Below are 24,303 nucleotides of genomic sequence, written 5' to 3' on the forward strand. Positions count from 1 at the left end.
AGGGAATTACTCAAGAAGCTCCGCCAAAGGTTGCTCAACGGAGAGGACGCCGGTGACGTACGAAGGAGCGCGAGGACGGGACCCGGAACATCAAAGACCCGACTCCGGGCGGCCGCCGGACTCGATCGCCAGACTCACCGCCCTCGCGGCGCGAAACAACTAAAAAATTAGAACCCGCTTCAAAGAAGAGTCCTGAAAATTCTTGAGAGCACTGAGTACCGCCGGCTTGCGCTAGGATAATATAGGCAGCTTCCGGACATGCGATGTTGAGTTCTTCAGGTGCCCCGCCTGGATTCCGGTCAAGCTCACGTCATCGAAATCGCATGCCAGACGGTTCGTCTCTGTTCAACTGGATCCTCCCAAGCTCCTCACGACCATCGGCGAAGGTTACGGATTCGCCGACCTGCAGCGCGACGCCATCGCCGGGTTGACGGTCGCGGTAGTGGCACTGCCGCTCTCGATGGCGATCGCGGTGGCTTCCGGCGTAGCCCCCGAGCGCGGGCTCTTCACCGCCATCGTCGGTGGCCTTCTCGTTTCCGCCCTCGGCGGAAGCCGATGTCAGATTGGCTTTTGGATCGGCCTGATCGGACCCCGACAAACTCTCTATAAATCCTTCACCGCCAAAGGCGGACAGAAGCGGTCAACGGTGCACCGTAGGTTCAACGCGCTGAGACGCTTCCGCAACCGCGTGGCCCATCACGAGCCGATCTTCCTACGCCCCCTGGTGCAACTGCATTCGGAAATAGACTGGGCACTCCATCACAGTCGGTTCGAGCAGGTGTCCACGACGGCGGCCTAATCGGCGTCGCCCTTCCGGAAGTCATCACGACAACGAGTCCCTATGATGCACGGCCATGGTGTTCAAAGGTTATTCTTTGCCAAAGATGCATACTTTATATATCTTAATAGCTCCATGCCGCAAGCTGCCGCAAACCGCTATTGGCCATCATGCGATTGACGAACTTTTCGGACTATTGCCTTCGGGTTCTGATGTACGCCGCGGCAAGGCAGGATCGTCTCATCACGATCGAGGAGGTGTCCGAGGTCTACAAAATCTCGCGCGCCCACCTGATGAAGGTCGCCAATACGTTGACCAAAGCCGGCTATCTAAAGGCGGTGCGCGGCCGTGCCGGTGGTCTGATGCTCGCGAAGCCACCGAGCAAGATCGGACTCGGCGACGTGATCCGCGCCACTGAGCCTGATTTCACCCTGGTCGAATGCTTCGGTGCCGGCAACGAGTGCATCATCACGCGCAGCTGCCGTTTGCGTGGCGTCCTGCACGAAGGATTGGACGCCTTCAACGCGGTCCTCGACAAGTACACGCTGGCGGACTTGATGCTCAGGCCCAAGGACTTCGGCGTGCGACCTGCGGCGTAACGGATCTGCGTCGATCGGCTACTTGCAGGATTCACACGCCGACCACAGGGGCACGCAGCGCGACCGGCGGCGACTGCCATCCAATCGCGAAGCAGACCCGTTCCGCCTCATCGTCGGGCTTACATAGTGATGTGAATCGCCTTTCAAGCGGACGCCTCTTCGCGGGCAGCGTCGCGCGCGAGCAGACGCAGGCGAACGCGCCATAGGTCGGGTCCCTGTTCCAGATAAGACCAGCCGCAGCGCGAGTCATAGTGCGCCTCGAGCTGCAGGCGGAGGTGCCGGGGATCGTGATCTACGACGATCTGCAGCGATTGGTCCGGCGTGAGGTGCTCCAAGAGTCGAAAGAGGATCGCGTGCCGATATTGCGGATCGATCTCGGCAACGTTGACGACCCGCTCATCAGTGTCGGCCTCATTCATGACCGGTCTCCGTGGAAGGTGCGCTCGGCGCGAATGCTGGGTGCTCGGCCTTCAATTCGATCTCGAAAAACAGCATTTCGATGTGGCGAATCAGCCGTTCTGCGCGGCTCGACTCCAGCAATCTGTACAGAGCGGCCTGGAAGTAAGGCTTGAGGATTCTTCCGGTGATGCCGCGCTCCGCGCACACGAGATCGACGATGTTTTGTGCCAGCGGAGAAAGTCGATCGCCTGTCGTCGCCTGATCGAGAATCGCCTCGAGTGCGTGTTCTACTTGGGTCCAGTTCGCGCCCGAAATGTGTGTCAGCACGTTGTTGATGTGGGAATGCGCGCGAAAGGCAGCGAAGATCCGGAACGCGAGCTCGGCCGCGGAAAGCTGCGTGCCCGTGTCGGGATTGCAGGGCATCGTGCACGGAGAGAGCCCTTGGGAGAGGGCCGGGTTCTGTGTTGGGCGAGCCTCTGCTTGGATTTCCAATCGAACGGGAATGGTCACGGGTTGACCTCAGTAGCTATAAGATATATTTTTAATGTATCTTTCTTATGATGCTTCGACAAGGGGAAATGCGATGGCCGAGAGCCGTGAGGAGACTCGCTCCCAGCCGCTCTCCGAAGGCGCGATCGAGTTCCGCGACGACACGTTCGTGGTCGATGCGGCGATCATCGGCGAGCTTTTGCATCTGCCGGCCTCGCGCGTTCAGATCCTGATGCGCTCGGGAAAGATAACGAGTGTCTGCGAACGCGGAGTCGACGAGCACGCCGGCGAATTCCGCCTCAGCTTCTTCTACCGCAATCGACGTGCCCGGCTCAGCACAGACCGGAAGGGTCGCATCCTTCGTAGGTCGGCCATCGATTTCGGCGACCATCCGATTCCGGACGCGCCACGTCGACCAGTCACCCAGGACGAGGATCCGGTCGACCCAAGCCCCGCAGCAGGAGAGAGCAGATGAGCGATGTTCATTCCACACAAGGCATGGAATTGCCGGGCACCGAACTCGAGTGGCAAAGATGCCGGGGCACTGGCTGCTTGCCCGTCTCGGCAAGCGCGTGTTGCGCCCCGGTGGCCTCACGCTGACGCGCGCTCTGCTCGACGGCCTGGCCATCGGCCGAGACGACGAGGTCGTGGAGTTCGCGCCGGGGCTCGGCGTGACGGCGCGCATGATCCTGCAACGCAGGCCGCGGCATTACACCGCAATCGAGCGGGACAAAAAGGCAGCGCAATGGACGCGCAGGCAGCTCCCGTTGGATCCGGAGATCACGGTTGTGGTGGGGAGGGCCGACCAGACATCACTTCCGGCGGCTTCCGCGTCCGTCGTCATCGGCGAGGCGATGTTGAGCATGCAAACCGGCGAGTACAAGCGCTTGATCGCGGCCGAGGCCTTCCGGCTGCTCCGCCGCGGCGGCCGCTACGGCATTCACGAACTCGCGATCGTACCAGGCGACATGCCGGCCGACGAAAAGCGCGAAATCGATCGGCAGCTCTCGTCCGCCATTCACGTCGGCGCCCGCCCGCTCCCAATTCAAGAGTGGAAAGCTCTGCTGGAAGGCGTCGGCTTCCGGGTCGTCGCCACAGACCTTGCCCCGATGCACCTGCTCCGTCCACTGCGGCTCCTTCAGGACGAAGGCGTCGTGGGCACGCTGCGGCTTGCGAAGAATCTCCTTTTTGACGGCCCGGCCCGTCGGCGGGTTCTCGCGATGCGACAGGTGTTCGAACGTTATCAGCGGAACTTGAACGCAGTCTACCTTGTTGCTCAGAAGGACAACACGTCCTGAACCGACCGGTGCACCTCATGGAAGAGCACTCCCAGTTGGCCGAGCGGATTCTCGAATCGACGGCCGATGCGCTGATTTGCGCCGATCGCTCCGGCACGATCGCCCGCTGGAATTCCGCCGCCACAGCGTTGTTCGGCTATTCTGCGGAAGAGGCGCTTGGCCAAAGCCTCGATCTGATCATTCCCGAGCATCTGCGGCCTGCGCACTGGCGCGGCTTCGAGACCGCGATGACCAAGGGAGCCATGAAGCTGCAGGGCCGTCCCACGCTAACCCGCGGCTTGCACAAGAGCGGACGCAAGCTCTACGTCGAGATGACATTCGCGATCGTCAAGGACGGTGCCGCGGGCGAAGTGCTCGGCTCGGTCGCCGTGGCGCGGGACGTGACCGAGCGCGTGGAGCGAGAGCGTGCCGCGGCCCGCGCTTCGTGAGACCCTCCGAAGGGCCGTTTCCGGCTCCTTGGCGATGGCCCAGGTAGCGCGAACGACGGTTGCGGCGTACGCAAAGGTTGACAGCAATTGGTGAGCCAATTCTTAAGCACCTGCCTGAGAAGGATTTACTCCAGACGATGAACGCAGGAGTTGCCAGGACGTCTTCGCGAGCAGGGCGGGAGGCCGGGACCGGTCACAATTTCTGCGCGCAGGTTTGCGATGGAGCGGAGATGGCCTTGGTCATGTTTCGCTGTCCGAGCACCGGCTCGAATGTACGTCGATGGATCGAGGACGGCCCCGAGGGCTCGCCGGAATCTTTCGTGCCGATGGACTGCCCCGTGTGCGCGGGCGTCCACTTCGCCAATCGACACACAAGCGAAGTCTTTGATAACGGCGAAGCCCGTGGAGACGAACCTGAACCTGACCGGTAGGCCTATGCGGCCTCGGGTGCGCGCGCTCCCTCGAAACGGATCCGATGCGCTTGTCCTTCCGCCACACGACGACCGCCGGCCGCGACGAGTGCTCGGTCTCGATGACCAGGGAAAACCGTTCTGGGATCCCGACGGGAGAAGTTACGTCGATGGGTGGGTGTGGCGGCAAGGGCGGAGGAACGAACGCGTTGACGTCTTCGTCGCGGTAACGCGTTCTGATGTACCGTGATCTTTAATTGGAGCGGTTTCCTAAAGAAAAGAGCAGAATTCTTGTTTAGTGTGCGACTCTAATTAGGCCGCGTACTCATAAACTCGTACTCCTAAACTCGTCAGTTCCGCTTACGAACAGTCCGCTCAGACCAATCAGCTCACGCCAACCAGCGCCTTACAGACCTTCCGGCTGGCCTCTTGAAATAATTTGACGGCACCTCCGGCCCGTCGTCCCTTCAAGGTGATCGAGGCTATCGGCGCGGAAGTATCGCCAAGATCGACGTTCAGCGCGCGCAGCCATGAGCTACTTGATCGCATTCTGAGTATCTGCATTGGCAACAGGGTTATAAATCGGCTGCTCGCCAACAGATTTAGCCGCATGTAGATTGAAATTGTGGTGACCGTCGTTGGCGGAAGCGGCAGGTTATGTCGCCGAAATAGCTCGGCGCCGGTACGCCCCAAAAAAGTATCGGGCGGCGAGAGCGTCCATTGCTCTTGCATTAGTTCTGCGAGTTTCAATTTCTTCCTCGATCGCAGGAGCGGATGCCGTCGCTCCGCCATCACCGCAAGGGAGGATCTAAAGAGCACCTCCGCGGACAAATCATCGGCGGCCGGTAACGGCGACCATCGCGTTATGGCCAGATCAAGAATTCTCTGGCGCAGAGCATGCTCCAGCGCATCCCGATCGCCTATCGTGATATGATACCTGATGCCCGGATATCTGCGGACGACATGTCCGATAATTTCCGTAACGATAGCGGTGACCGGCTCGGTTGTACCGATCGCAACGAACCCTTGCGCCGGATCCGACCTTTGCACAATCTCGGTAACACCTAGCTTTATTTCGTCGAAGACGACGCGCGTGCGATCGACAAGAAGACGACCGCATTCGGTAAGTTCAACTCCGCGCGAAGTGCGATCCAGCAGCGCAGCTCCGACGGCATGCTCCATCTCGGTGATAGCTTTGGAGATCGCCGGCTGCGACAAACCGAGACGGCGAGATGCCTTGGCCATGCTGCCGACCTCTGCGACGGTCTGCAGCGTATGCAGATCCTTGAGGCGTAGGCGTCGGCTGATGCGGTCGTGCCACTGCATGGGTATTCACCTCACGTTATAGCCCGATAGGAAAATACAATTTCGGGTTATAGCGCTGTTGCTTCAGAATAGCGAGATGGAAAGCTGGCCGGATCATCGCCCTGCTGTCCCAAGCACATGGAGAACGCCATGCAGCCTTACTCGCGTCGCGCCATACTGGCCGGGTTTTCGGCTCTGGCTCTTCCGCTACCCACTATTGCTGCCGACGAGCCGCTGAAGATCGTGTTTCCATTCGCGCCTGGTGGGTCGGGAGATTCGATCGCCCGGCTGTTTGCCGAGCAGCTCCATATCAGGTTCGGCAAGGTGGCGATTGTAGAGAACCTTGCTGGCGCTGGCGGGCGCATCGGCGCTCAGGCGGTCAAGAATGCCGCACCGGGAGAGGAGGAAGTGCTATTTGCTTCCGCTTCGCAATTCACACTTCAGCCCCATCTCTTCAGGAGCCTGGGATATGATGCGGAGCACGACTTTGTGCCACTTTCGCAGGTGATGACGGTCGATCTCGCTCTGGCGGTCAGCGGGAAGCTACCTATCCATTCGGTGCACGAACTCATCGACTGGATGAAGGCCAATCCCGAACAGGCCGTGTACGGCTCGCCGGGAGCAGGTACAGCGCCTCATTTCATCTGCGGCGAGTTTGGCCGGACCACAGGCCTGAACCTGCGCCACACGCCCTATAAGGGTACGCCTGCTGCCCTCCCAGATGTGCTGGCCGGCCGGGTCCCGATGTATATGGCGTTTGTTTCTGAACTCCTGGAGCAACACAGGGGCGGTGGCATACGCATCATCGCCACCGCAGCCGCTGCGCGATCTTCCTTCCTGCCCGAGACCGCAACTCTGAAAGAGAGCGGGATCGATATCGACGCAGCCGGCTGGTTCGCATTCTATGCGGCTGCGCATTCCTCGCGTGAGTTCGTTGAACACGTGGGAAAGGAGATCATTGCAATCGGGAGCAATCCCACAGTGCGTGCAAAGATTCATGCCATGGGGTGCGAACCGACAGGAACGACATCGGACGAACTTAAACACATCCAGCGCGCTGAGTTCGAACGCTGGGGACCGATCGTCAAGGCGTCAGGATTCCCGATCGAAGGCTAGAGCGGCACATGACCACCGATCTCCGCGAAAAGTTGCTGGATCTTGTTCAATCGCACCGCGTGACGGCGGTGATCTATGTTGCTGCCCGGCTGGGCCTCGCTGAGTTGCTGCGCGACGGACCGCGAACGGTCGACGAACTCGCGAGCCGAACCCACACCGAAAGGGACGCACTTGCCCGCTTGCTCGTCGCTCTCTCGACCGTCGGCATCTGTTCTCGCGTCGGTGAAGGCCGCTACTTGCTAAACGAACTGGGGGCCGGGCTCGACGGTGCTGCGGGACGATCATTCAAGAACTGGATCATTTTTGAAGGTTCCATGCTGACTAGAAGGTGGGATGGTCTTCTGGATTCGATCATGTCGGGCAAGACGGCTTCCCAACTTCAGGACGTCGACGACAATTTCGACTTAATGGCGCGCTCGCCAGAGCAGGTGCGGATATTCAATGAAGCCATGACAGACCTGACACGGCTGGTAACACACGATCTGCTGCAGGCCTACGACTTCGGCACTATCACCCACTTGATGGACGTCGGAGGCGGCTCCGGGGAGCTCATGGGCGCGGTGGCGAGAGCACATTCAACCATGAGAGGAACAGTTTTCGATCTGGCGAGATGCGCCGACGCCGCCAACCAGCACTTCGGGCGCCTCGGAATCTCGGACCGCGTCGACTTTGTTGCAGGCGATTTCTTTCGCGCGGTGCCTGCAGTGGCCGATGCGATCATCTTGAAAAGCATTATTCACGATTGGGATGATGAGCGCGGCCGCATCATTTTGGAAAACTGCCGCAAAGCGCTTTCCCAAAACGGCAGGCTGCTATTAGTCGAACGTGCGATGCCGGAATTGCCCGGTACCGATGAGGCGAGTAGGTCGTGCGCGATGAGCGATTTGAACATGCTGCGCGGTCCAGGCGGACGGGAACGGACGGAAAGCGAATATGGTCGGCTTCTGACGGAGAGTGGCTTCCGTCCCATCGCGGCTGTCCGCGCCGGCCGCTTTAATCTGACCGAGTCGCGGCTTTGTTGAAACTTGGAAGCCGGCCGCGGCGATGCGGCAGAGGCCGACAAACACGCCGCAACGAGCATTGCGTTTGGCCGGGGTACCATGATTAAAACACTCAAACTTGGGGCTCGAATCATGCGCTACGAACTCACCGACCATGAATGGTCCGCCATCAAGCCGATGCTGCCGAATAAGCCGCGTGGCGTTCCTCGGGTGAACGACAGACGGGTCCTGAATGGCATCTTTTGGGTCCTCCGATCGGGAGCCCCCTGGCGTGATCTGCCGACGGCGTTTGGCCCATACACCACTTGCTATAACCGCTTCGTTAGGTGGCGGCGGGCCGGTGTTTGGGGCCGCATCATAGATGCGCTTGCCACTGCCCACGATGCCGCTGTCCAGATGATCGACACCTCCATCGTCCGCGTCCATCAGCATGGAGCCTGTATCACAAGAAACCAGCGCCAATCGATGGGAAGGTCGCGCGGCGGCTTGACGAGCAAAATCCATGCAGTGGTCGATGGCAATGGCCTGCCGGTACGGCTGGCGCTGGGCCCGGGTGAGGCGCATGACGTTCGGCTCGCCGGAAAGCTGCTGTCTCGCCTGAAATCCGGGTCGATGCTGCTTGCAGACCGTGGCTATGATGCGGACTGGATCAGGGAGCTTGCCATGAAGAAAGGCGCGTGGGCCAACATCCCGCCGAAAAGAAATCGCAGCGATCCGATCTGCTTCAGTCCCTATCTCTATCGTGCTCGCAACCAGGTCGAGCGTTTCTTCAACAGGATCAAACAATGTCGTCGGGTGGCGACGCGCTACGATAGGCTGGCCGCAATATCTCGCATTCGTTCAACTCGCGTCAATTAGGCTATGGCTGCGCCTTAATGAGTCCGCGTCCTAGCGACCCACACTGGCCGAAGATTAACTCACGAATTAGTATCCGGCTCGCTTTTCGAGACACCGGCCGACCTGGAGCCGGTGGTCACAACGCTACTTTTTGAACGTCGCGATAACTTCGGCGCCGTCGTGACGCGACCAGTTTTCTTTGGATGCGGAAGAACGGGGCACCTCCAAACTGGTATCGCTAGAGGTTTGGTCTTCCGGCCCTTTTCCGAGAGATTGCAGCCATCTCTCATTGTAGCTACGGTCGTGAGCTACGCTTTCTGGCTTGGTAGTTGCCCAGCTGCCGGGCCTCCCGCTTATGGGATGGTGGATTGAACGCTCACGCCGCGGCAGGCACTCCCCCATTCAGTCAAATCGAGTAGTTCGCGGTCAGGAATGATATGGGGGCAGTGAGAAGTTGGCGCCCTTGAATTTCTTATGCTCCTGAACAGACCAAAGCGGGCATAAGTCGTGACGTCAACCGTCGAGGCCGTTCGGACAGCCCGCGTCGCGGCACACGTGATCGATATCGACCGCCTCGGCGATGTTTCCGCGGACGAGCTGGCGGTAAGTCGTCGTGTCGAAATCTCCGAATTTGGACTCGGGCATCGCGAACAGCGTGACTACTACTAATCGGTTGATTTGAAGTACCCGATTTTCCCCGAAATTTGGCGTATTCGCAACCTCCATTGAGCAGTATCAATTAAAGATCGCTCAATTCTCTTAATCGGAAATGCGTTCTTGCAATCTACCTTGCGCTCCACATTGCGGAGCGCTGAAAGTGTCCACCACTTCAAATTCGACCGCTGGTTTTGCGACTAATTCCGCAACGAGCACGGCAAGTTTCATCAGCTCCATTGGCGTCGATGCTCACTTCGCCACGTACGATTCGGCGTATATCTTGAGCGAGCTCTCGTATCTCGGAATTTCTAACGTTCGTGACGGCGTGCCGACCGCTGACGCGCTTCCGACATATATCGCTGCGGCCCAGGCCGGAGTCCATTTTGTTCTTCTAGAATCGAACGCCTTCTATGCCGATCAGGCAAGCCAAGTGAATGCGGTGGCTGATGTTCTGCGCGCGGACGCGCTCGAAAAAGCTGTGCCTGGCAGCATCATAGCGCTGGAAGGATCGAACGAGTACACGGTTAACACCTATTATCTGAATGGCGTTTCGTCCACCGGGAATCTGAACTGGGGTTTAATGGACGATGCCGCGTTGCAGGCGGCCGTACGAGCCGATCCTCTCATGGTCGGCGTCAGTGTGATCGCCGCCTCAGAGGCCAGCACGACTGCGATTCCCTCGTTCGGGACATTTGCAGACGCCTCGAACGTTCATGCCTACGCCGGCATCGGCCAGCAGCTACAGGACAGCATCAACATGTGGGTTGCAGTCGCTCAGGCGTCCAACCCCGGCAAACCGGTCTACATCACCGAAACCGGCATCTCCAGCTCAGGCTTCGACACGTCGACCTGGGGCGGAGGTGTGGCGGACGCCTACACCCAGGGCATCATCGACACTAACGCGCTGTTGGACGGCTACAAGGCGGGAGCGGCTATCACGTTCCTGTACGAGTTGATGGACGAGCCGGGCGCGTCGAGTGTACAGGAACAACACTTCGGTCTCTTCAACGCCGACGGGACTCCGAAGCCGGCCGCTGTCGATATCGGCAACCTGACGCATATTCTGCAAGACAATGGCTCGGCATTCACGTCGCCAGGGACCCTTGCCTACAATATCACCGGTCTGCCGAGCACCGCATCGTCGATGCTCCTGGAAAAGTCGAGCGGGGCTTTCGACCTCGTCCTGTGGAACGGGGAGGCTACGCTTTATAACGGTACCAGCGTTGTGACACCGGCGACGTCGGAGGTGACGATCACCTTCGCGACTCCAGCTTCGCAGATCGAAATCTACGATCCCATTCTGGGGACCACAGCAATCGAGATCGTTACAGGCGCGAGCAGCGTGACAGTCGGCCTGTCGGTCGATCCGATCATCATTCAGATCGAGCCCGCCGCGGCGCAAGCCGCCTTAACAGCCCCCACTCCGCCGGCGGCGCCCCTGAGCCTGACGGATTCCAGCGTCGTGAATGGATACGTCAATGCAGCTCACAATACGTCGCTCCAGACGGTCACCGGGACGGCCGAGGCCGGCACCACGGTCATGGTCTACGACAATTCAGTCGCCTTGGGTTCGACCGCTGCTGACTCCCATGGAACCTGGAGCCTTGTCCTCGGTGCCCTGACGGATGGCTCCCACGCCATCACGGCCGTCGACTCGAACAGTCCTGTGCAAACGAGCGCCCCCAGCGCCGCGCTCAACTTTACGGTTGACACCGTTGCGCCGATCCCGCTCGTCACGGACGTCCTGCAGTCCGGTTCTAGTCCGGCCACGATCAGCGGCGTTAGCGCGACCGCCTCAAGCGTGTCGATCTATGACAACGGCCAGTTGATCGGGACGACGTCCTCCTCGGCCGGCTCGTGGAGTCTGACGGCCAAGTTGTCTTCCGGTATCCATAGTCTGACTCAAACTGCGATCGACGCCGCCGGCAACATAGCGAGTTCTCCCGGTGTCACCCTCTACTCGAACCAAGCTAACCAGACTCTGACAGGCGGCGCGGGTGCGGACGTCCTCATCGGCCGCAGCGGGGACAAGCTGACCGGCGGGGCCGGCTCGGACACTTTCGTCTTCAATGCCGGCTTCGGCAAAGAGACGATCATCGACTTCGCCCCGAGCACTGCGACGGCGCAAAGCGATCTGATTGCGTTCAGCAATAGTGTGGTGCCCGACTTTACCCACTTGCTGGCTGATGCCCGTCAAGTTGGCAGCGACGTAGTCATTACCGTCGACAAAGCCGACGTCCTGACCTTGAGCCACGTCGCGTTGTCAAGCCTGCATGCGGCCGACTTCCACTTCATCTGAGTTCGTTCGAAGATCGAGCGCGGGCCTCAAGCTGGAAAGTCCGCGCTCATCCTTTGATCGATTGCAGCCGGCGACTTCTCCGACCTGCGCGCGGCGCGCGCATCAGCGCCGCCGCCCGGCTTGCGAGAAAACTTCCGTATCCCGACGTATCGGATCGTAGTTCTACCGGTATACGAAGCAGCTCATATAACAGCATCAACGGATCGCTAATCCAGAATGTCGCGTCGGCTGAGGCTTCCTTTGGAATGCGTCCCGAGGTCAACACGCCATAGCCAATTGCATCGGGTGTGTAGACGGCAGTCCTCGCCGCCATGCTGGCCAGATCTTGCTGTAGCGAAACGCCGAACTCCGGCAGGTTCAACCCGGCCAACAGGGTCAGGCACATTTTGTTGTAGAATCTCGGGTTGCATTCCAGTAGAAAAAACCTGCCGTCTCCGTCGAGCCTTGCATCGAAATTGTAGATTCCACTACAGTTCAGTTTTTTCAGGAGGCCGCCGACCGCGTCTTCCAGCTCCGGAATCGGAAGCACCCGATAGAGTCTCTCTTCCAGGGTATGACAGATCGATGCTGTGATTTCACCCGCTTCACAATACACGCTAATTCCGACATCGATTCCCGGGACAAACTCCTCAACCACTATCGGCCCGTAGTTGATGCGCTCTAACGCGCCGTCGATTTCGCTCTTCTCGACTTTGACCACGCCTCGGCCTCCCTCCATTGCAGGAGGCTTCAGGATCAAAGGCCAATTCAACCGCCCACTTTCGATTTGATCGCCGATCAATCGGACATCTTCGGCGACGAATCCCCGTGGTATCGGCAGTCCTTCAGCCTCGCACAAGGCCCGGAAGGCGCCCTTGTCGTCCAGGATCGCATGCTGAGACGCGTCAGGAGATGGAAAGCACCTGACGTCCAACGCGGTCTTGTTGGCAATCAGCGCCTTCAGTGCCGGCGTATCCGCAGCCGCGATCATATCCACACCGAGGCGAGCGGCCGTCTCATTGATTTCACCAACGAGCGCTTCGGAATTGGTCGCAACGAGCTCATTCTTTGCGAGGACGAATTCCTCGATGAAGCGGCACCACGAAAGTGGTTTCGACTGCTTTGTCCCCATCACGCTCACCCGGAGACCTGCTGCGTGGAAGCAGCGCAGGCCTCTGTAGGCTAGCGCGTATTGCGACGCGAGGAGTAGCACGTGCCGGACCGGCCGAGCATCGTCCGCGGGGGGAGTTGTCGTAAAGGGAAGGGGGGCGGCGAAAGGAATCGCAACTTTCATCAACTACCAAAAAAATAAAATCGGTGGCTGCAAATACCAAATGCAGGGCGTGATGCCATGAAATCAGAGGTGGGCGCTAAACATCAGGCGCATCAACAATCTCAAAGATACTTAGCTGCAGCTATAATGCTTGGGGCTTTTGCCAAGTAAAAACAACGTCTGGCGAATGATCCGTGTCTAAAATCAATTGCCGAGTGAATGTCTAGCCGACCAGCGCTGATCAGCCTCAAGATTCCTCGTCGTCAACAACGGGTGCCTCATCAACCCAATGTAGAAAAGACAGTAAGCTGAGTATCCAAGCGCTAGCGAAGGCAGGGAACATGATATTTCTCCAAGCGCTAGTTTAGCTCACAAATGTGTCCTAAATCTTAACGCCTGAACGAGAGTTTCGTCCCGCTCGAGGAGTGGGCCATACTTTGGCATGAGTATTGCACGAAATTCGCAAGAAGTGCAATTTAATATTACCCGCTAATCTTACCGACGGTTGGGGCAGCAGGACTTGCCGTTTTTTCCTGGCATCGGGTCAAAAATGCTGCTACGCGGTATTCTAATAAAAGAATTACCTATTGCAGATTTAAAGCCATCCTTTGTTAACGAATTTTCCTTTTTGGGATTTTTCAAAATGTATCGTGAGGCGTTAGGCGCTGTTTCCTCTCGCGCGGAAAAGAAATTCTCTAAGGAACTAATCGAAAGATATTTGGCGATAGGGCTTTTGATTCTGGCAGCCTTTCCGCTGTTCGTGATTGCGATCGCGATTGCGCTCACAGATGGGACTCCGGTCCTGTTCCGGCACCGGCGGATCGGCTACCGCGGCCAGGAGTTCTATTGCTTCAAATTCAGGACCATGGTCCTGGATGGTGACGGCATTTTGAGCAAGCATCTCGAGACAAATCCGAGTGTCGCCGAGGAATGGCGTACGACGAGGAAGCTGCGCAACGATCCGAGGGTCACCTGGATCGGCAAGATCTTGCGCCGGACGAGCCTCGATGAAATCCCCCAGCTCATCAACATTGCGCGTGGAGAAATGTCATTTGTCGGTCCGCGCCCGATCGTCTCGGCCGAGATTTCGAGATATGGCGAGCACTTCCCGATCTATTGCTCGGTGAAGCCGGGTCTTACCGGCCTGTGGCAGGTGAGCGGGAGAAGCAATACGACCTATGAACAGCGTGTCGCACTTGACGTTGAGTATGTTCGCTCCTGTTCATTGTTGCTCGATTTGAAGATCGCGCTGCTGACGGTACCAGCTGTGCTGTTGCGGAAAGGCAGTGTCTAGCGGCTCAGCGTTCGGGCCGGCGCCTCCGGCGTTGCTTGCGGCTCCAGTTGGAATCCGGTTCGAGCGGCTGCCTCTCATTCATTCGCCTCGAAGTCGAGCGCGACTATCCTAACTGCTGGCTTGTTGCTGGTAACGGTTTTCGCGGGATCAAATGAAAACATTGCACCCTGAGCTCGTTCGGCAAGACCGAAGAGACATACCAGAAGATGCGAGCGAGATTCGCCTTTTCGTCGTGCTACGCGACGAAATGTTACGCTTGCCCTACTTCCTCGACTATTATCGGAACCTGGGCATATCCCGCTTCTTTGCAATCGATAACGGATCCAAGGATGGGTCGGGCAAGTTCCTTCTCGATCAGCCGGATTGCCACGTGTTTTTCACGGAAGGATCTTACGCCAAGAGCCGCGCTGGCGTCCATTGGCTGAACTCCCTCCTGGACGTCTACGGCACATCGCAATGGATTCTTCTGGCGGACGTCGACGAACTGTTCGTCTTTCCCGGCTGTGAAAATACGGATCTACAGCGCTTCTGCAGCTGGCAGGATCAGTTCGGCTACGAGGCGGTCTACGCCGTGCTCCTCGACATGTATAGCTCGCTTCCAATTCGGGAAGTTGGCTATCGGCAGGGAGAAGACTTCAGAGCGACGTGCCCCTACCACGATAGCAACTATCTTGTCGTGCGCCGATACGGCTTCCCAAAGGCTTTCCCGCCTTTCGAGCACATCGGTGGACCGCGCCTACGCCTTTGCTTCGAAGACCAGAATACCGCGGCGATCTGGCCGCGCCTGAAGGTGAAGTTGGCCAGGCGAGCCTTGTCCGTCACAGGACTTTCGCGGTTGAAGCCACCTCCGGTGGCTGCAACACAGGCCTACAAGGTGCCGCTCGTCAAATGGCGAAGTGGCAATGCGTTCGTTAATAGCCACCGTCTCAACGAGGTGAAACTGTCGCCTGTCACCGGTGCCTTGCTCCATTTCAAATACTTCCAGGATTTCGGAAGACGCATCGAGGATGCCCTTGCGCATGGAGAGCACTACGCGGGCTCGGCAGAATATCGCCGCTACGGCGAACTACTGGCGGCGAACCCAAATCTGTCTCTCGCCAATGCCGAAAGTGCGCGTTACAGCTCGACGAGGGGGTTGGTGGACTGCGGTCTGATACGCTCTGACAGCGGTTGGGCATCGGTCACGTGAGACTTCAGCGCGGTAGTAGATGAGTGTGCGATGATGATCGAAACTAACCAAGATGCGATCTCGCACCGCGTTAACCCTTTAAAATTCATGAGCACACTTGCATTGTCGAGGGTGAGCGTACTTGATCTCACTAGCGTCCTGAGGCTCGACCATCGGCGCTTCGACGAGGCACCGTGAATTTATTCAATCGTTAATGTTGGTGTTCATCGGCAGTCTTTTGTGCCTCAACATCAATATAGGCTAGTTCCAAGGGCGATCACGTCGGTTATCGATCAGCCCAATCTGCGGATATCGCGTGATGACACTTCCTTACTTGCCTCCACGGGGTCAGATCGAACCTGCTCTTCCAGACGCCGCCTGGCTTCAAGAAGATGCGCGGCCGACGAGAGACCCGCGGGAACAGCTCGACTACTTGGCCCGCTTCTTGTGGCGCTGGAAGCGGCTCGTCTTCTTCATCAGCGCGCCGATTATGCTGGCGGGCTTCTTCTATCTTCTGATCGTTCCTGAAAAATATTCGGCTCACGCGACGCTGATGGTTGGATTCCGGCAACCGGAGCTCCTGACGGCTGAGCAAGTGCGCAGCCCTGTACGCGGCGAGCCCGACATCGACGGCGCGATCGATTTGATCCGGGCGGAGCCAGCCTTGCGGCATGTGGCGAGCGAGCTCGATCTCGCGGCTCGGCCAGAGCTGGCTGGAGCTGGTCGCGTGTCGCTTCTTGTTCGTTTCAAGCGAGCGCTTGCATCGATTTTCGACCGGACTAACGGGGCATCGAACCAGAGCGCAGATCCGACAGCATGGGTTGCCGCCCATCTCCGCAAAGACATTAAGATTGATCGGGTGGGACGCTCGACGTTGCTCGACCTTTCATACACTTCTTCAGACGCTGCTATGGCCGCCAAGGTGGTCAACAGTCTGGCCAAGTTCTCTTCTGAAGATGAGAGCTTTCTGTCACGGATGAGTTTGGCCGAACGCGCGGGTTTCCAGATAGTCAAGGTGTCGGTCGTAACCGAGGCCGTCCCGCCGCAGGAGCCCTCGTCGCCCAATTCGCCCCTGATCCTCGCCGTCACCACGTTCTGCGCGCTGATGGCAGGACTTGGAGCGCTTCTCGTGAAGCAATTCCAGGAGCAACGAACCGTTCGGGGAGTGGAGCAGGTGACGCGTCGCGGTTTGCGCGCATTGGGGGTAATCCTGGATGATCAGAACGTGGAACGCCACCCTGGTGCGGGCGTCGCAATGGTCGCCGGCGATCCGACCCACGCCTTCTCGGCTTCGGTGATGTCACTTCATGTCGCGCTGTCGACATTGCCGCGGTTGCACAAAGAGCGCGGCCTGGTCCTGCTGGTGACTTCCGCTCTTCCCGGCGAAGGTAAGTCGACGACGGCGGCGGCACTGGCGACCTCAATGGCTGCATCCGGAAAGCGAGTGTTGCTTGTCGATGGCGATCTGCGCGCTCCGACGCTGCATCGCAGTTTCGGCGTCGAGCAGCGCCCGGGATTGGCGGAGTTTGTTGACTCGCAAGTCGTGCTTGAGGCAGCCATACGCAGAGACCGTACTACGGGTGTCCATTTCCTTGCTTCCGGCAAAGGAAACGCCAACCCGTTACGTGTACTTAACTCAATCCGTTTTCAAACGGGATTGCGTGTCATGCGCGCGGAGTACGATACGATCCTAATCGACTCACCACCGGTGTTGGCTGCCGGCGACGCGCGAATTCTGGCACAGCTTTCGGACTACGTCGTCGTCATGACGCGCTGGGGTTCCACAAGCTGGTGCGTCCTGGGGCACGCCCTGCGGGCACTGCAAGAGAGCGGCGCACGTTTGGCGGGAGTGGTTGTGTCGCGCGTGGATAGGCGCCAACTCTCGATCTACGACTATGGCGGCGCTCAGATTTATGGTGCGGGCTACGGAGAATACCTCGATGCGCGGGGCGAATAGGGTGGCGTCCCTGCTGACGAAGGCTGGCATCGTCGCCGCGCTCATATGTATGTCGCTGGTCTCGGCTCGCGCTGACTATGTTGCTCAGCGTGGTGATGTGCTCGATTTGACCGTTCTGAGCGCACCCGCGCTGAATCGGCGGATGGTCGTCGACACCAGGGGCAATGTTACCGTGCCGATGCTTGGCGATCTGAAAGCAACGGGTGTCCCGTTGTCCGAGCTGAGCCGACAAGTGCAGATGATGTTGGCGGCGAAGAACATTGTTCAGCGGGCTGACGTCGTCGTATCCGTTTTGGAATACTCGCCGATCTATGTCGATGGCGACGTCGCTCGGCCCGGTGAATACAAATATCAGCCCGAGATGACCGCGCGCGGTGCGATTGCCCTAGCCGGCGGGGTCGATTCATCCGGCGGGATGAGACGGCTGACTCCGGCTCAGCTTTCTGAAGCGCGCAGCGAGTACAGCGCCGCCACAATCGAGTTGGCCAAGCAGGATGCTCATGCTGCCCGGCTGAAGGCCGAACTAACTGGGGGGGAGACATTCGACCTCTCCGCAGTGCAGACGAGCGCCGGTGTTGAAGAGGCGGTCTTGAAAGAGATCGTTGGGATCGAAGCCCAGCAAATGGAAGCCGAACGCCAGGCGAAGCTCCATGCGGAAACGCATCTTGAGCGGATGTTGGCGGCAGCAACTGCTGAGGCGAACGAACTGGCGCAAGCAGAGGAGCAGCAGAAGGCGAACTATGATCAGGTTGCCAAGGATGCCGCCCGCGCACGCGAACTGCTCCAGAGCGGCATGGGAACGGTGGCACGGGCAGAAGATACCCAGCGAGGCTTTGCACAAGCCCAATCCCAGATGGTCGATCTCCGGGTGCGACTGGCTCAGTCACGCAAGGAGATGGCGGATCGCTCGCGCTTGCTCGAAACGTACCACGATGAGCGCCGGGCCAAGATGTTGGAAGCACTCAAGGACGCGGTTTCGGAAGCTGGAAAGGCGAGATCTCGTGTGGCTGCCGCGCGGGAGCGCATGGCGGGTCGGACCGATGCTTTCCGTGCCACTGAGGTCGGCGGAGAACCGCAGATCGTCGTGCGGCGTCTCGTGAATGGAACTATGGTGCGACTTGCGGCTCAACTCGACACGCCCTTGACATCTGGAGACAATGTCGAGGTGCTCGCAGCCGAGGGGCACTCGCGTACCGGTTCATCCACCAGGCAGGGCACGGCCTCGCCGTGAGCGGATACTGTGCTTGTAAAAGATGCTTTCGCCTCCGTTAGCCCCCCGGTCACCGGACATACATCCAGCAGGCCTTCGCACAGGAGCTGCTCGCTGTCTGCTCAGCTTCTTGTGCTGCAGCTTCTTTTGCTGCTCTTTGCGCAGGCCTCGCCCAATCGGGCTGCCGCCGCCGAGAGCAGCAGCCTTCCTTCAGGCTTGGGTGTTCACGTGCAGGTGTGGCAGATCCGCGCTGCCGATCTGGAGCGGATCCGGAGTTTTGGTTTCAGCTTTCTCCGATGGGGCATGTCGTGGCAGGCTATTGAGAAGAGGCCCGGGCAATTCGATTGGACCGAGCCAGACGCGTTTTTCGACAAGGTCCGACGTTCGGGTCTTTCCTCCATCGTCATTTTGGCAACCGGTAACCCACTCTACGGTCGGCAGCTGGAATTGCGGCCGGATCCGACGGCCCGGGAGTTGAGAGTCGCTGCCCCTCCGGAGGATCAGCCTGCCGTGGCGGCCTTCAGTCGGTTTGCCGCTGCCGCCGCCAAGCGGTACGCAAACGATCGTGTCACGTGGGAAATTTGGAATGAGCCGGATTCGCCAGTGTTCTGGCCACCGAAACCTCAGCCAGAAGCCTATGCACGACTCGTCGCAATGACCTGCAGCGCGATCAAAGTGGCCGTTCCCGAGGCAATGGTCATTGCGCCTGCAACCGCTTCACTGCCGATCCGGGCAAGTGCGTTTTATTCGGCGCTTGCGAAGACCGACGCCGCGGGGTGCCTCGATGGTTTGAGCATGCACAGCTATCGCATCATACGTTCGCGGCGGCCCGATCCGGAGAGTGTTGAGCCTGACAATCTGGCCAGCCGCGTGCTGCTCGGGAGGTTGTCCAACCGGTGGAGCACCTTGCCGATATTGTGCACCGAATGGGGCTATCCGAGTTCGTCCGTCAGTTCGGCAACTCAACAGGCCTATCTGGCCCGTGTGTATCTTGCCAACCTCGCCAGCGGCGTGACTGCGACAGTTTGGTACGAATGGAAGGACTCAAGGGACGAGGTCGCCAATCCGGAGTCTCATTTCGGGCTCCTGACAGCGCAGGGGGCTTTCAAGGTTGAGCCGGATGGTGAACTGATCCGGCGTTTAGTCGGCATGAAGTTCATTCGCCAGGTCGAGTCTGCGGTCCCTCAGGTGCAAGCTCTGTTATTCGAGGAAGGGAATACCAATCAGATTGTCGCCTGGCTCAGGTCTGACGATGATGCCCGAACGATATCCGTCTCAATATCGGGAAGAGCAGCCGTCCTCAGCAATCGGCCCATCGTCGTTCCCGGTGATCAGATAGAGGCGGGCGGTCATAGCAATGCTCACTAAGCTGATTGCCTTTCTGTTTGCGATGGCCGTGATTGCCATTCCGTTCGACGCGATCCCCGGCGTCAAAGCGTTTGGAGAGCTCGCCCATGAGAGCTCGTTCTATCTCTTCGCTATCGCAATTGGTCTGTATAATCTCAAGGTTGCCGGAGCGATTCTCGCTGGCGACTTTGACGCGCAGGTCGGCGGGCGCTTTATCTGGCTAACCGGAACGGCCATTGTGGTCGTTATTGCCATTTCCGCGATTTGGAATGCGATCGATATCAGCACCGCCACGTTTCACAATCGCGATGGCTTTCCGAAATTAATCAACTCCGCAACCGTGATCGTCTACGGCCTGACGCTCGCCCTGTTGACCCGCGCGATCGTTCCAGGGCGATGGTATACGTGCCTCGCGCTGCCAATTTGTGTCAGCGCGTCGTTATGCGTCGGATTCGGCATACTCGAAGCATTCGATCGGGCGGGAGTGAGCCTCCCGCTCTACCATGCCCTGAACTCCATGCTGCACGCAGGTTCGGACCTGGCTGTTCAATCGTGGGACGGCTCGACGAATTTGAAACTTATCGAGGTCTGGGACAAACGCCTTCGGACCGTTTCGTTTGAGCCACCGGCATTTGGGAATTTTAGTGGGCTTGCATGGCCCTGGCTACTTGCGGCCATCTTCATGACTAAGGGTGTGAGGAGGGCGGTTCATATTTGCCTGTTGATCGCCTTCACGGTCCTGATTGTGGCCGCTCAAGCCCGAACGGGCTGGCTACTCCTGGCAACCGACATCGCGGTTTTCGGTCTCGCGAGGTTTGTGTTCCTGCCACCTCATGGACGTGTCCGAAGATCTGCGGCCTTGATCATAAATTCGGGGGTGGTCTTTGCATCGATCGCTCTGGTCATAGTCTATGTGGCGAGGTTTGACGAGATCGTTCGCAGTACGGTGAGCGGGTCATCTGTTTCCGATATCTCTCGCCTGGCCTACCAGGTTACGGCTGGCCGGATGTTCGCTATGAATCCGATCTCCGGAGCTGGACTGGGTCAGTTTGCTTTCAAAGCGTCTTCATATATGCCTGAATGGGGCTATTTCAGTCCGGAGATCAAAGCCTCGCTCCAATATCCAGAGGCACCCTGGCCGAACACCTACTCGCTTTACGCTAGGCTTGCTGCTGAACTTGGTGTGGTCGGTCTTGTTGGATGGATCGCAATCTGGGTCACGCTGATGGTGTCGGTCCGCCGCGCGGGGTTGGTCTACTCGCACTTGGGGCGAACTGTGCCCGAGGTCGCGTACCCGATTATCATGAACTGCGCCGGTGTCCTCGTCGCCGCGGTAACAACCGACACGTTTCGGACGCCAATGATCTGGATTACGCTCGGCGTAGGTGCCTGCCTCAGTGCGCGGGCGCAGCAACTTGCCGGTGGCCTCGTCCAGGCCCGACCTTTCTCAGACCCTACAGTACGTGATGATCGCCGATACATCATCGGCGTAGCGCTTGCGCATCGATTGAGGGGGGCATTTTGGTGCGGATAGCAGGGCAAGACGTAGATCATCTGGCGCGGGACGATCACCGCTAATGGCCTTGCATCGGGTGACAGCTGCCGCGGATCGTCCGAATGAGCACGCGGAAACTTGGAAACGACTGAGGTCGCGTCCGATATTCGGTGCTGCGGCCGCCCTGGCTGCTCGGTTCGTTCAAATGGGCACCACGCTCGCTCTGGTGCCGATCCTGCTGCATCACCTTGGGGCCGAGAAATTCGCCGTCTGGCTTGCGGCGAGTTCGTTGATGGGGGCATTCGCCTTCATCGATTTGGGAATTGGATCTTATCTGGTCAATCATATCGCGATCTCGAGGGGCGTCTCCGTTGCGGCGCGAACAGACGTCTCGAATGCATTCGTGGTCCTTGCGTTGTTCTCGGTCGCGAGCACGGCAATCGTATGCCTGGCGTTCCTTTCAAGTGAGACGAGCTACGGAATCTTTCATTTTTCGGAAGTCGAGACCTGGGAAGCCTTCTTCGTGACGTGCCTGATGCTTTGTCTCATGTCGCCACTGAGTCTGATCTGGAGAATCCGGCTTAGTCTCGGTGAAGCGTCCGTCCAAAGCCTGTGGGATGTGTTCGCGTCTCTGGGAACGTTTTCTGCGATTTTCGTCAGCCTTCAATTCGATACCGGTCTTGTTGCAGCAGTGGCCTCATTCTGCGTTGTCCCGTTGCTCGTTCATATTCTGAATGCAGTTCAGTTGTTTCGCAGATACCCGGACCTGAAGCCGGCTTTTTCGCCGGCGAGCACCAGACAACTGGTGGCGACATTGAAATCAGGAGCCCCGTTTCTGCTTGTCAATGCGATTAGTACTATCAGTTTCTCCTTCGATTCGATTTTGGCGCTTCATCTGTTGCCTGCCGAGCAGGCCGCCCAATTCGGGATCGCGCAGAGACTGGTGCTCGCCGTCCAGACGCTCCTTACGATTGCCGTCACGCCGTTTTGGCCTCATTTCCGGGTCGCAACGGCCGAGCATAAAGTTCGCCCCGCATTGGGAATTCTCGTCTCCTCCTTTTCGTTGGCGTTGGTCATGTCACTTTCCATTTCGGCGATGATTGTCTTTTTCGGGAACGATTTGACGCGCCTTTGGACGCGAGCCGCAATGTCACTTCCAACTGACCTAATCGTCAGCCTTGCGATCTGGCTTCCGGCCTTTGCCATCGGAGCGGTGCTGACCTCGATGATGAGCATACCATCGCTGCTTCCTGTGCAAATAAAGCTCGCTGGCATGTCTGGTGCTTGTTGTTTTGTCGCCAAAATCGCTCTGGCGAAAATATGGGGTGGACCTGGGCTGTTCTGGGGAAACAGCGTCGGCCTGTTCACCTTTCTGATCGTGCCCAGCTTCTTTGTTCTGGCGCAAGCTCTGCGCAACATGAATCGCTCGAAAAGGCCGTAAGCAGATGGCAGAAACAGATAGTCGAACTCTCAAGGTCGCGCACTTCACCGAAGCGCCAATGGGAGGAGTTCTTGCGCATTTGGAGGAGTTGCTCGCCGAGCAGCTTAAGGATCCCGCAATCTTGCAGATTTCGGTATTCGGCCCCGACGTCAATGAGCGGGCCCTGTCCCACCTGAATCATCCAAAGCTTGCAATCACATCCTATCCGTATAATGGACGATCGATAGGGGCGTTGATCAAGTTCCTCATGGCCGTCCGGGCACTGATCGGGGACTTCAGACCCGATGTCGTTCACGTCCATTCCACGTTTGCCGGACTTCTGGTGCGTCCGGTGGCCTTCCTGCGAAGGCGCCGTCCGGCCATCGTTTATTGCCCCCATGGTTGGGCGTTCTTGCGGGATTCGAAGGCGAATCGCCTCTATGCGTGGTTGGAGGCGGCTTGGTCGCGTCTGTGCGATGGTATTGTTTGCGTATCGAATTCTGAACGCGAAGTTGCCGCTTCTGCCGGTATTCCTCTCTCAAAGTGCACCGTTATTCCAAACGGAATCGCGCATGCGAGTTTGCCGCCCGCCGGTTCGTCGACTGCGCATCAGGGACCGCTCAAGATTCTTTTCGTCGGTCGCTTCGATCGGCAAAAGGGATTTGACGTATTTCTCGATGTCATGTCCGAACTTGGTGACCTGGCCCAGGGCCTCGCGGTAGGCGACTTCGTCACCGATGGCCCGTCCAATTTGAAGATCCCGAAGAATGTCGAGCTTCTTGGTTGGCGATCTCGATCGGAGGTCGGTGAGAGCCTGGCGACGGCTGATCTGATCCTGATGCCGTCGCGCTGGGAGGGATTGCCGATCCTCGCGCTCGAAGCGATGCGAGCCGGTCTGCCGATATTCGCTTCCTCGGCAGGCGGACTTCCCGAGCTTGTGGAGGACGGCGTGACCGGACGGCTGCTGACGAGCTTACGGTCGCTAGATATTGCTAATGCAATACGTGAGACGAGCGCCGAGGAATTGCGAAGCTTCGCCAGCAGCGCTTATCAACGATTCGAGAAGAACTATAGCGGTCAAGCAATGGCTACCCGGACAAGGCAACTTTATTGGGAGCTCTTGATGATCCGCAATGTTCGCGCATAAGAGCCGTAGCGAGAGCGTCCCTTGCCCACAGCCGGGCCAGTAGTAGTAGCCAAGCTGCGATCACCGGTCTGACGAGGATGATTCGCGGGTGCCGTCGTTAATGGGCCTCCTATGACCCAGGGCGCTGATCTGCGCTCGCGCGGCCATGTTCGTATCGGCGCCGACAGAACCGGCTTCTTGTAGCCGCCGATCTTTCCGGGCGACAGACCTGCTGTCTCCGGCCCCTGAGCCTTTGAGGCAGTTGAAATGCGCGGGTAATGCGTGCGGGTGGAAATGGTATTTGGTTGGCTCCCAGCTCAGCTATCAGAACCTCTCACCGAGCTTACTGTCGTGTTTTAGGAAGCATGTTCCTATCGAGGATATCTGGGAGCAGCGGAAGCCAACTTGACTGCTTGAT

General features: G+C 58.5%; 21 protein-coding genes and 1 pseudogene. 17 read left to right on the forward strand and 5 right to left on the reverse strand.

Annotated features, from left to right (window positions below; translation table 11 throughout):
- Nucleotides 1-292: 292 nt before the first annotated feature.
- Nucleotides 293-568 (forward strand): annotated as a pseudogene (locus tag K3F49_RS37420) (SulP family inorganic anion transporter); the annotation flags it as partial.
- A gap of 380 nt (nt 569-948) precedes the next feature.
- The gene (locus K3F49_RS37425; RefSeq protein WP_234685870.1) at nt 949-1,377 is read left to right on the forward strand and encodes an RrF2 family transcriptional regulator; all 429 of its coding nucleotides are present in this window, start codon (nt 949-951) and stop codon (nt 1,375-1,377) included.
- A gap of 143 nt (nt 1,378-1,520) precedes the next feature.
- Here the strand turns inward: K3F49_RS37425 and K3F49_RS37430 are convergent, their stop codons facing one another.
- Nucleotides 1,521-1,796, reverse strand: coding sequence for a DUF2249 domain-containing protein (locus tag K3F49_RS37430; RefSeq protein WP_234685871.1), 276 nt, complete (start codon nt 1,794-1,796; stop codon nt 1,521-1,523).
- Nucleotides 1,789-2,286 carry a hypothetical protein gene (locus tag K3F49_RS37435; protein ID WP_234685872.1) on the reverse strand — a complete coding sequence of 166 codons (498 nt, stop codon included), beginning with the start codon at nt 2,284-2,286 and terminating at the stop codon, nt 1,789-1,791. Before K3F49_RS37435 ends, K3F49_RS37430 begins: the two co-directional genes overlap by 8 nt.
- 73 nt (nt 2,287-2,359) lie before the next feature.
- On the opposite strand from K3F49_RS37435, the gene K3F49_RS37440 reads away from it, so the two are divergent.
- Genes K3F49_RS37440 through K3F49_RS37450 form a run of 3 tightly spaced genes read left to right on the forward strand, consistent with a single transcriptional unit; the run spans nt 2,360 to nt 3,991 of the window.
- The gene (locus tag K3F49_RS37440) at nt 2,360-2,740 is read left to right on the forward strand and encodes a DUF6522 family protein (RefSeq protein WP_234685873.1); all 381 of its coding nucleotides are present in this window, start codon (nt 2,360-2,362) and stop codon (nt 2,738-2,740) included.
- 58 nt (nt 2,741-2,798) lie between these two features.
- Entirely contained in the window at nt 2,799-3,563 is a 765-nt protein-coding gene (locus tag K3F49_RS37445) for a class I SAM-dependent methyltransferase (protein ID WP_234685874.1), read from the forward strand.
- A gap of 17 nt (nt 3,564-3,580) precedes the next feature.
- Nucleotides 3,581-3,991 (forward strand): PAS domain S-box protein, encoded by a 411-nt coding sequence (locus tag K3F49_RS37450; protein WP_234685875.1) that lies wholly within the window; start codon nt 3,581-3,583, stop codon nt 3,989-3,991.
- A 794-nt stretch (nt 3,992-4,785) separates the two neighbouring features.
- Here the strand turns inward: K3F49_RS37450 and K3F49_RS37455 are convergent.
- Nucleotides 4,786-5,727 (reverse strand): LysR family transcriptional regulator, encoded by a 942-nt coding sequence (locus K3F49_RS37455; protein ID WP_234685876.1) that lies wholly within the window; start codon nt 5,725-5,727, stop codon nt 4,786-4,788.
- A 129-nt stretch (nt 5,728-5,856) separates the two neighbouring features.
- Between K3F49_RS37455 and K3F49_RS37460 the strand changes: the two genes are divergently transcribed.
- The 3 genes from K3F49_RS37460 (at nt 5,857) to K3F49_RS37470 (ending at nt 8,715) form a co-directional block, all read left to right on the forward strand.
- A complete protein-coding gene (locus tag K3F49_RS37460; RefSeq protein WP_234685877.1) occupies nt 5,857-6,822 on the forward strand; it encodes a tripartite tricarboxylate transporter substrate-binding protein in 966 nt (321 codons plus the stop codon).
- Between the two features lie 8 nt (nt 6,823-6,830).
- The gene (locus tag K3F49_RS37465) at nt 6,831-7,844 is read left to right on the forward strand and encodes a methyltransferase (protein WP_234685878.1); all 1,014 of its coding nucleotides are present in this window, start codon (nt 6,831-6,833) and stop codon (nt 7,842-7,844) included.
- A gap of 111 nt (nt 7,845-7,955) precedes the next feature.
- A protein-coding gene (locus K3F49_RS37470) for an IS5 family transposase (RefSeq protein WP_234685879.1) occupies nt 7,956-8,715 on the forward strand; the annotation gives its coding sequence in 2 pieces (ribosomal slippage) (nt 7,956-8,647 and nt 8,646-8,715; 762 coding nt in all).
- Nucleotides 8,716-9,173: 458 nt separating this feature from the next.
- Here K3F49_RS37470 and K3F49_RS37475 read toward each other — a convergent pair.
- Nucleotides 9,174-9,386: a hypothetical protein gene (locus tag K3F49_RS37475; protein ID WP_234685880.1), complete on the reverse strand. Its 213-nt coding sequence runs from the start codon at nt 9,384-9,386 to the stop codon at nt 9,174-9,176.
- A gap of 91 nt (nt 9,387-9,477) precedes the next feature.
- On the opposite strand from K3F49_RS37475, the gene K3F49_RS39570 reads away from it, so the two are divergent.
- Entirely contained in the window at nt 9,478-11,616 is a 2,139-nt protein-coding gene (locus K3F49_RS39570; RefSeq protein ID WP_234685881.1) for an Ig-like domain-containing protein, read from the forward strand.
- A gap of 46 nt (nt 11,617-11,662) precedes the next feature.
- On the opposite strand, the gene K3F49_RS37485 is transcribed toward K3F49_RS39570, so the two are convergent.
- Nucleotides 11,663-12,727: an ATP-grasp domain-containing protein gene (locus K3F49_RS37485; RefSeq protein WP_234685882.1), complete on the reverse strand. Its 1,065-nt coding sequence runs from the start codon at nt 12,725-12,727 to the stop codon at nt 11,663-11,665.
- Between the two features lie 661 nt (nt 12,728-13,388).
- On the opposite strand from K3F49_RS37485, the gene K3F49_RS37490 reads away from it, so the two are divergent.
- The 8 genes from K3F49_RS37490 (at nt 13,389) to K3F49_RS37525 (ending at nt 23,906) form a co-directional block, all read left to right on the forward strand.
- Complete coding sequence (locus K3F49_RS37490) at nt 13,389-14,162, forward strand: sugar transferase (RefSeq protein ID WP_234685883.1); 774 nt, start codon at nt 13,389-13,391, stop codon at nt 14,160-14,162.
- Between the two features lie 151 nt (nt 14,163-14,313).
- Nucleotides 14,314-15,351: a glycosyltransferase family 2 protein gene (locus K3F49_RS37495; protein WP_234685884.1), complete on the forward strand. Its 1,038-nt coding sequence runs from the start codon at nt 14,314-14,316 to the stop codon at nt 15,349-15,351.
- Nucleotides 15,352-15,649: 298 nt separating this feature from the next.
- On the forward strand, nt 15,650-17,287 hold the full coding sequence (locus tag K3F49_RS37500) for a tyrosine-protein kinase domain-containing protein (protein WP_234685885.1): 1,638 nt from the start codon (nt 15,650-15,652) through the stop codon (nt 17,285-17,287).
- A 1-nt stretch (nt 17,288) separates the two neighbouring features.
- Nucleotides 17,289-18,518 carry a polysaccharide biosynthesis/export family protein gene (locus tag K3F49_RS37505; protein ID WP_234685886.1) on the forward strand — a complete coding sequence of 410 codons (1,230 nt, stop codon included), beginning with the start codon at nt 17,289-17,291 and terminating at the stop codon, nt 18,516-18,518.
- 111 nt (nt 18,519-18,629) lie between these two features.
- Nucleotides 18,630-19,865, forward strand: coding sequence for a cellulase family glycosylhydrolase (locus K3F49_RS37510; protein WP_234685887.1), 1,236 nt, complete (start codon nt 18,630-18,632; stop codon nt 19,863-19,865).
- Nucleotides 19,855-21,378, forward strand: a complete 1,524-nt coding sequence (locus K3F49_RS37515) for an O-antigen ligase family protein (protein ID WP_234685888.1) — start codon at nt 19,855-19,857, stop codon at nt 21,376-21,378. The genes K3F49_RS37510 and K3F49_RS37515 overlap by 11 nt, the downstream gene beginning before the upstream one ends.
- A gap of 43 nt (nt 21,379-21,421) precedes the next feature.
- A complete protein-coding gene (locus tag K3F49_RS37520; RefSeq protein ID WP_276575460.1) occupies nt 21,422-22,780 on the forward strand; it encodes a lipopolysaccharide biosynthesis protein in 1,359 nt (452 codons plus the stop codon).
- Between the two features lie 4 nt (nt 22,781-22,784).
- Nucleotides 22,785-23,906 carry a glycosyltransferase family 4 protein gene (locus K3F49_RS37525; protein ID WP_234685890.1) on the forward strand — a complete coding sequence of 374 codons (1,122 nt, stop codon included), beginning with the start codon at nt 22,785-22,787 and terminating at the stop codon, nt 23,904-23,906.
- Nucleotides 23,907-24,303 lie beyond the last annotated feature (397 nt).

It is taken from the genome of Bradyrhizobium monzae (assembly GCF_021458635.1).
Lineage (GTDB): Bacteria > Pseudomonadota > Alphaproteobacteria > Rhizobiales > Xanthobacteraceae > Bradyrhizobium.

Excerpts from the sequence above, each read along its gene's own strand:
- K3F49_RS37515 (WP_234685888.1), top strand. The coding sequence starts at position 19,855 with ATGCTCACTAAGCTGATTGCCTTTCTGTTTGCGATGGCCGTGATTGCC.
- K3F49_RS37465 (WP_234685878.1), top strand. The coding sequence starts at position 6,831 with ATGACCACCGATCTCCGCGAAAAGTTGCTGGATCTTGTTCAATCGCAC.
- K3F49_RS37440 (WP_234685873.1), top strand. The coding sequence starts at position 2,360 with ATGGCCGAGAGCCGTGAGGAGACTCGCTCCCAGCCGCTCTCCGAAGGC.
- K3F49_RS37485 (WP_234685882.1), bottom strand. The coding sequence starts at position 12,727 with ATGGGGACAAAGCAGTCGAAACCACTTTCGTGGTGCCGCTTCATCGAG.
- K3F49_RS37520 (WP_276575460.1), top strand. The coding sequence starts at position 21,422 with ATGGCCTTGCATCGGGTGACAGCTGCCGCGGATCGTCCGAATGAGCAC.
- K3F49_RS37455 (WP_234685876.1), bottom strand. The coding sequence starts at position 5,727 with ATGCAGTGGCACGACCGCATCAGCCGACGCCTACGCCTCAAGGATCTG.
- K3F49_RS37475 (WP_234685880.1), bottom strand. The coding sequence starts at position 9,386 with ATGGAGGTTGCGAATACGCCAAATTTCGGGGAAAATCGGGTACTTCAA.
- K3F49_RS37430 (WP_234685871.1), bottom strand. The coding sequence starts at position 1,796 with ATGAATGAGGCCGACACTGATGAGCGGGTCGTCAACGTTGCCGAGATC.
- K3F49_RS37495 (WP_234685884.1), top strand. The coding sequence starts at position 14,314 with ATGAAAACATTGCACCCTGAGCTCGTTCGGCAAGACCGAAGAGACATA.
- K3F49_RS37425 (WP_234685870.1), top strand. The coding sequence starts at position 949 with ATGCGATTGACGAACTTTTCGGACTATTGCCTTCGGGTTCTGATGTAC.
- K3F49_RS37525 (WP_234685890.1), top strand. The coding sequence starts at position 22,785 with ATGGCAGAAACAGATAGTCGAACTCTCAAGGTCGCGCACTTCACCGAA.
- K3F49_RS37445 (WP_234685874.1), top strand. The coding sequence starts at position 2,799 with ATGCCGGGGCACTGGCTGCTTGCCCGTCTCGGCAAGCGCGTGTTGCGC.
- K3F49_RS37460 (WP_234685877.1), top strand. The coding sequence starts at position 5,857 with ATGCAGCCTTACTCGCGTCGCGCCATACTGGCCGGGTTTTCGGCTCTG.
- K3F49_RS37450 (WP_234685875.1), top strand. The coding sequence starts at position 3,581 with ATGGAAGAGCACTCCCAGTTGGCCGAGCGGATTCTCGAATCGACGGCC.
- K3F49_RS37500 (WP_234685885.1), top strand. The coding sequence starts at position 15,650 with ATGACACTTCCTTACTTGCCTCCACGGGGTCAGATCGAACCTGCTCTT.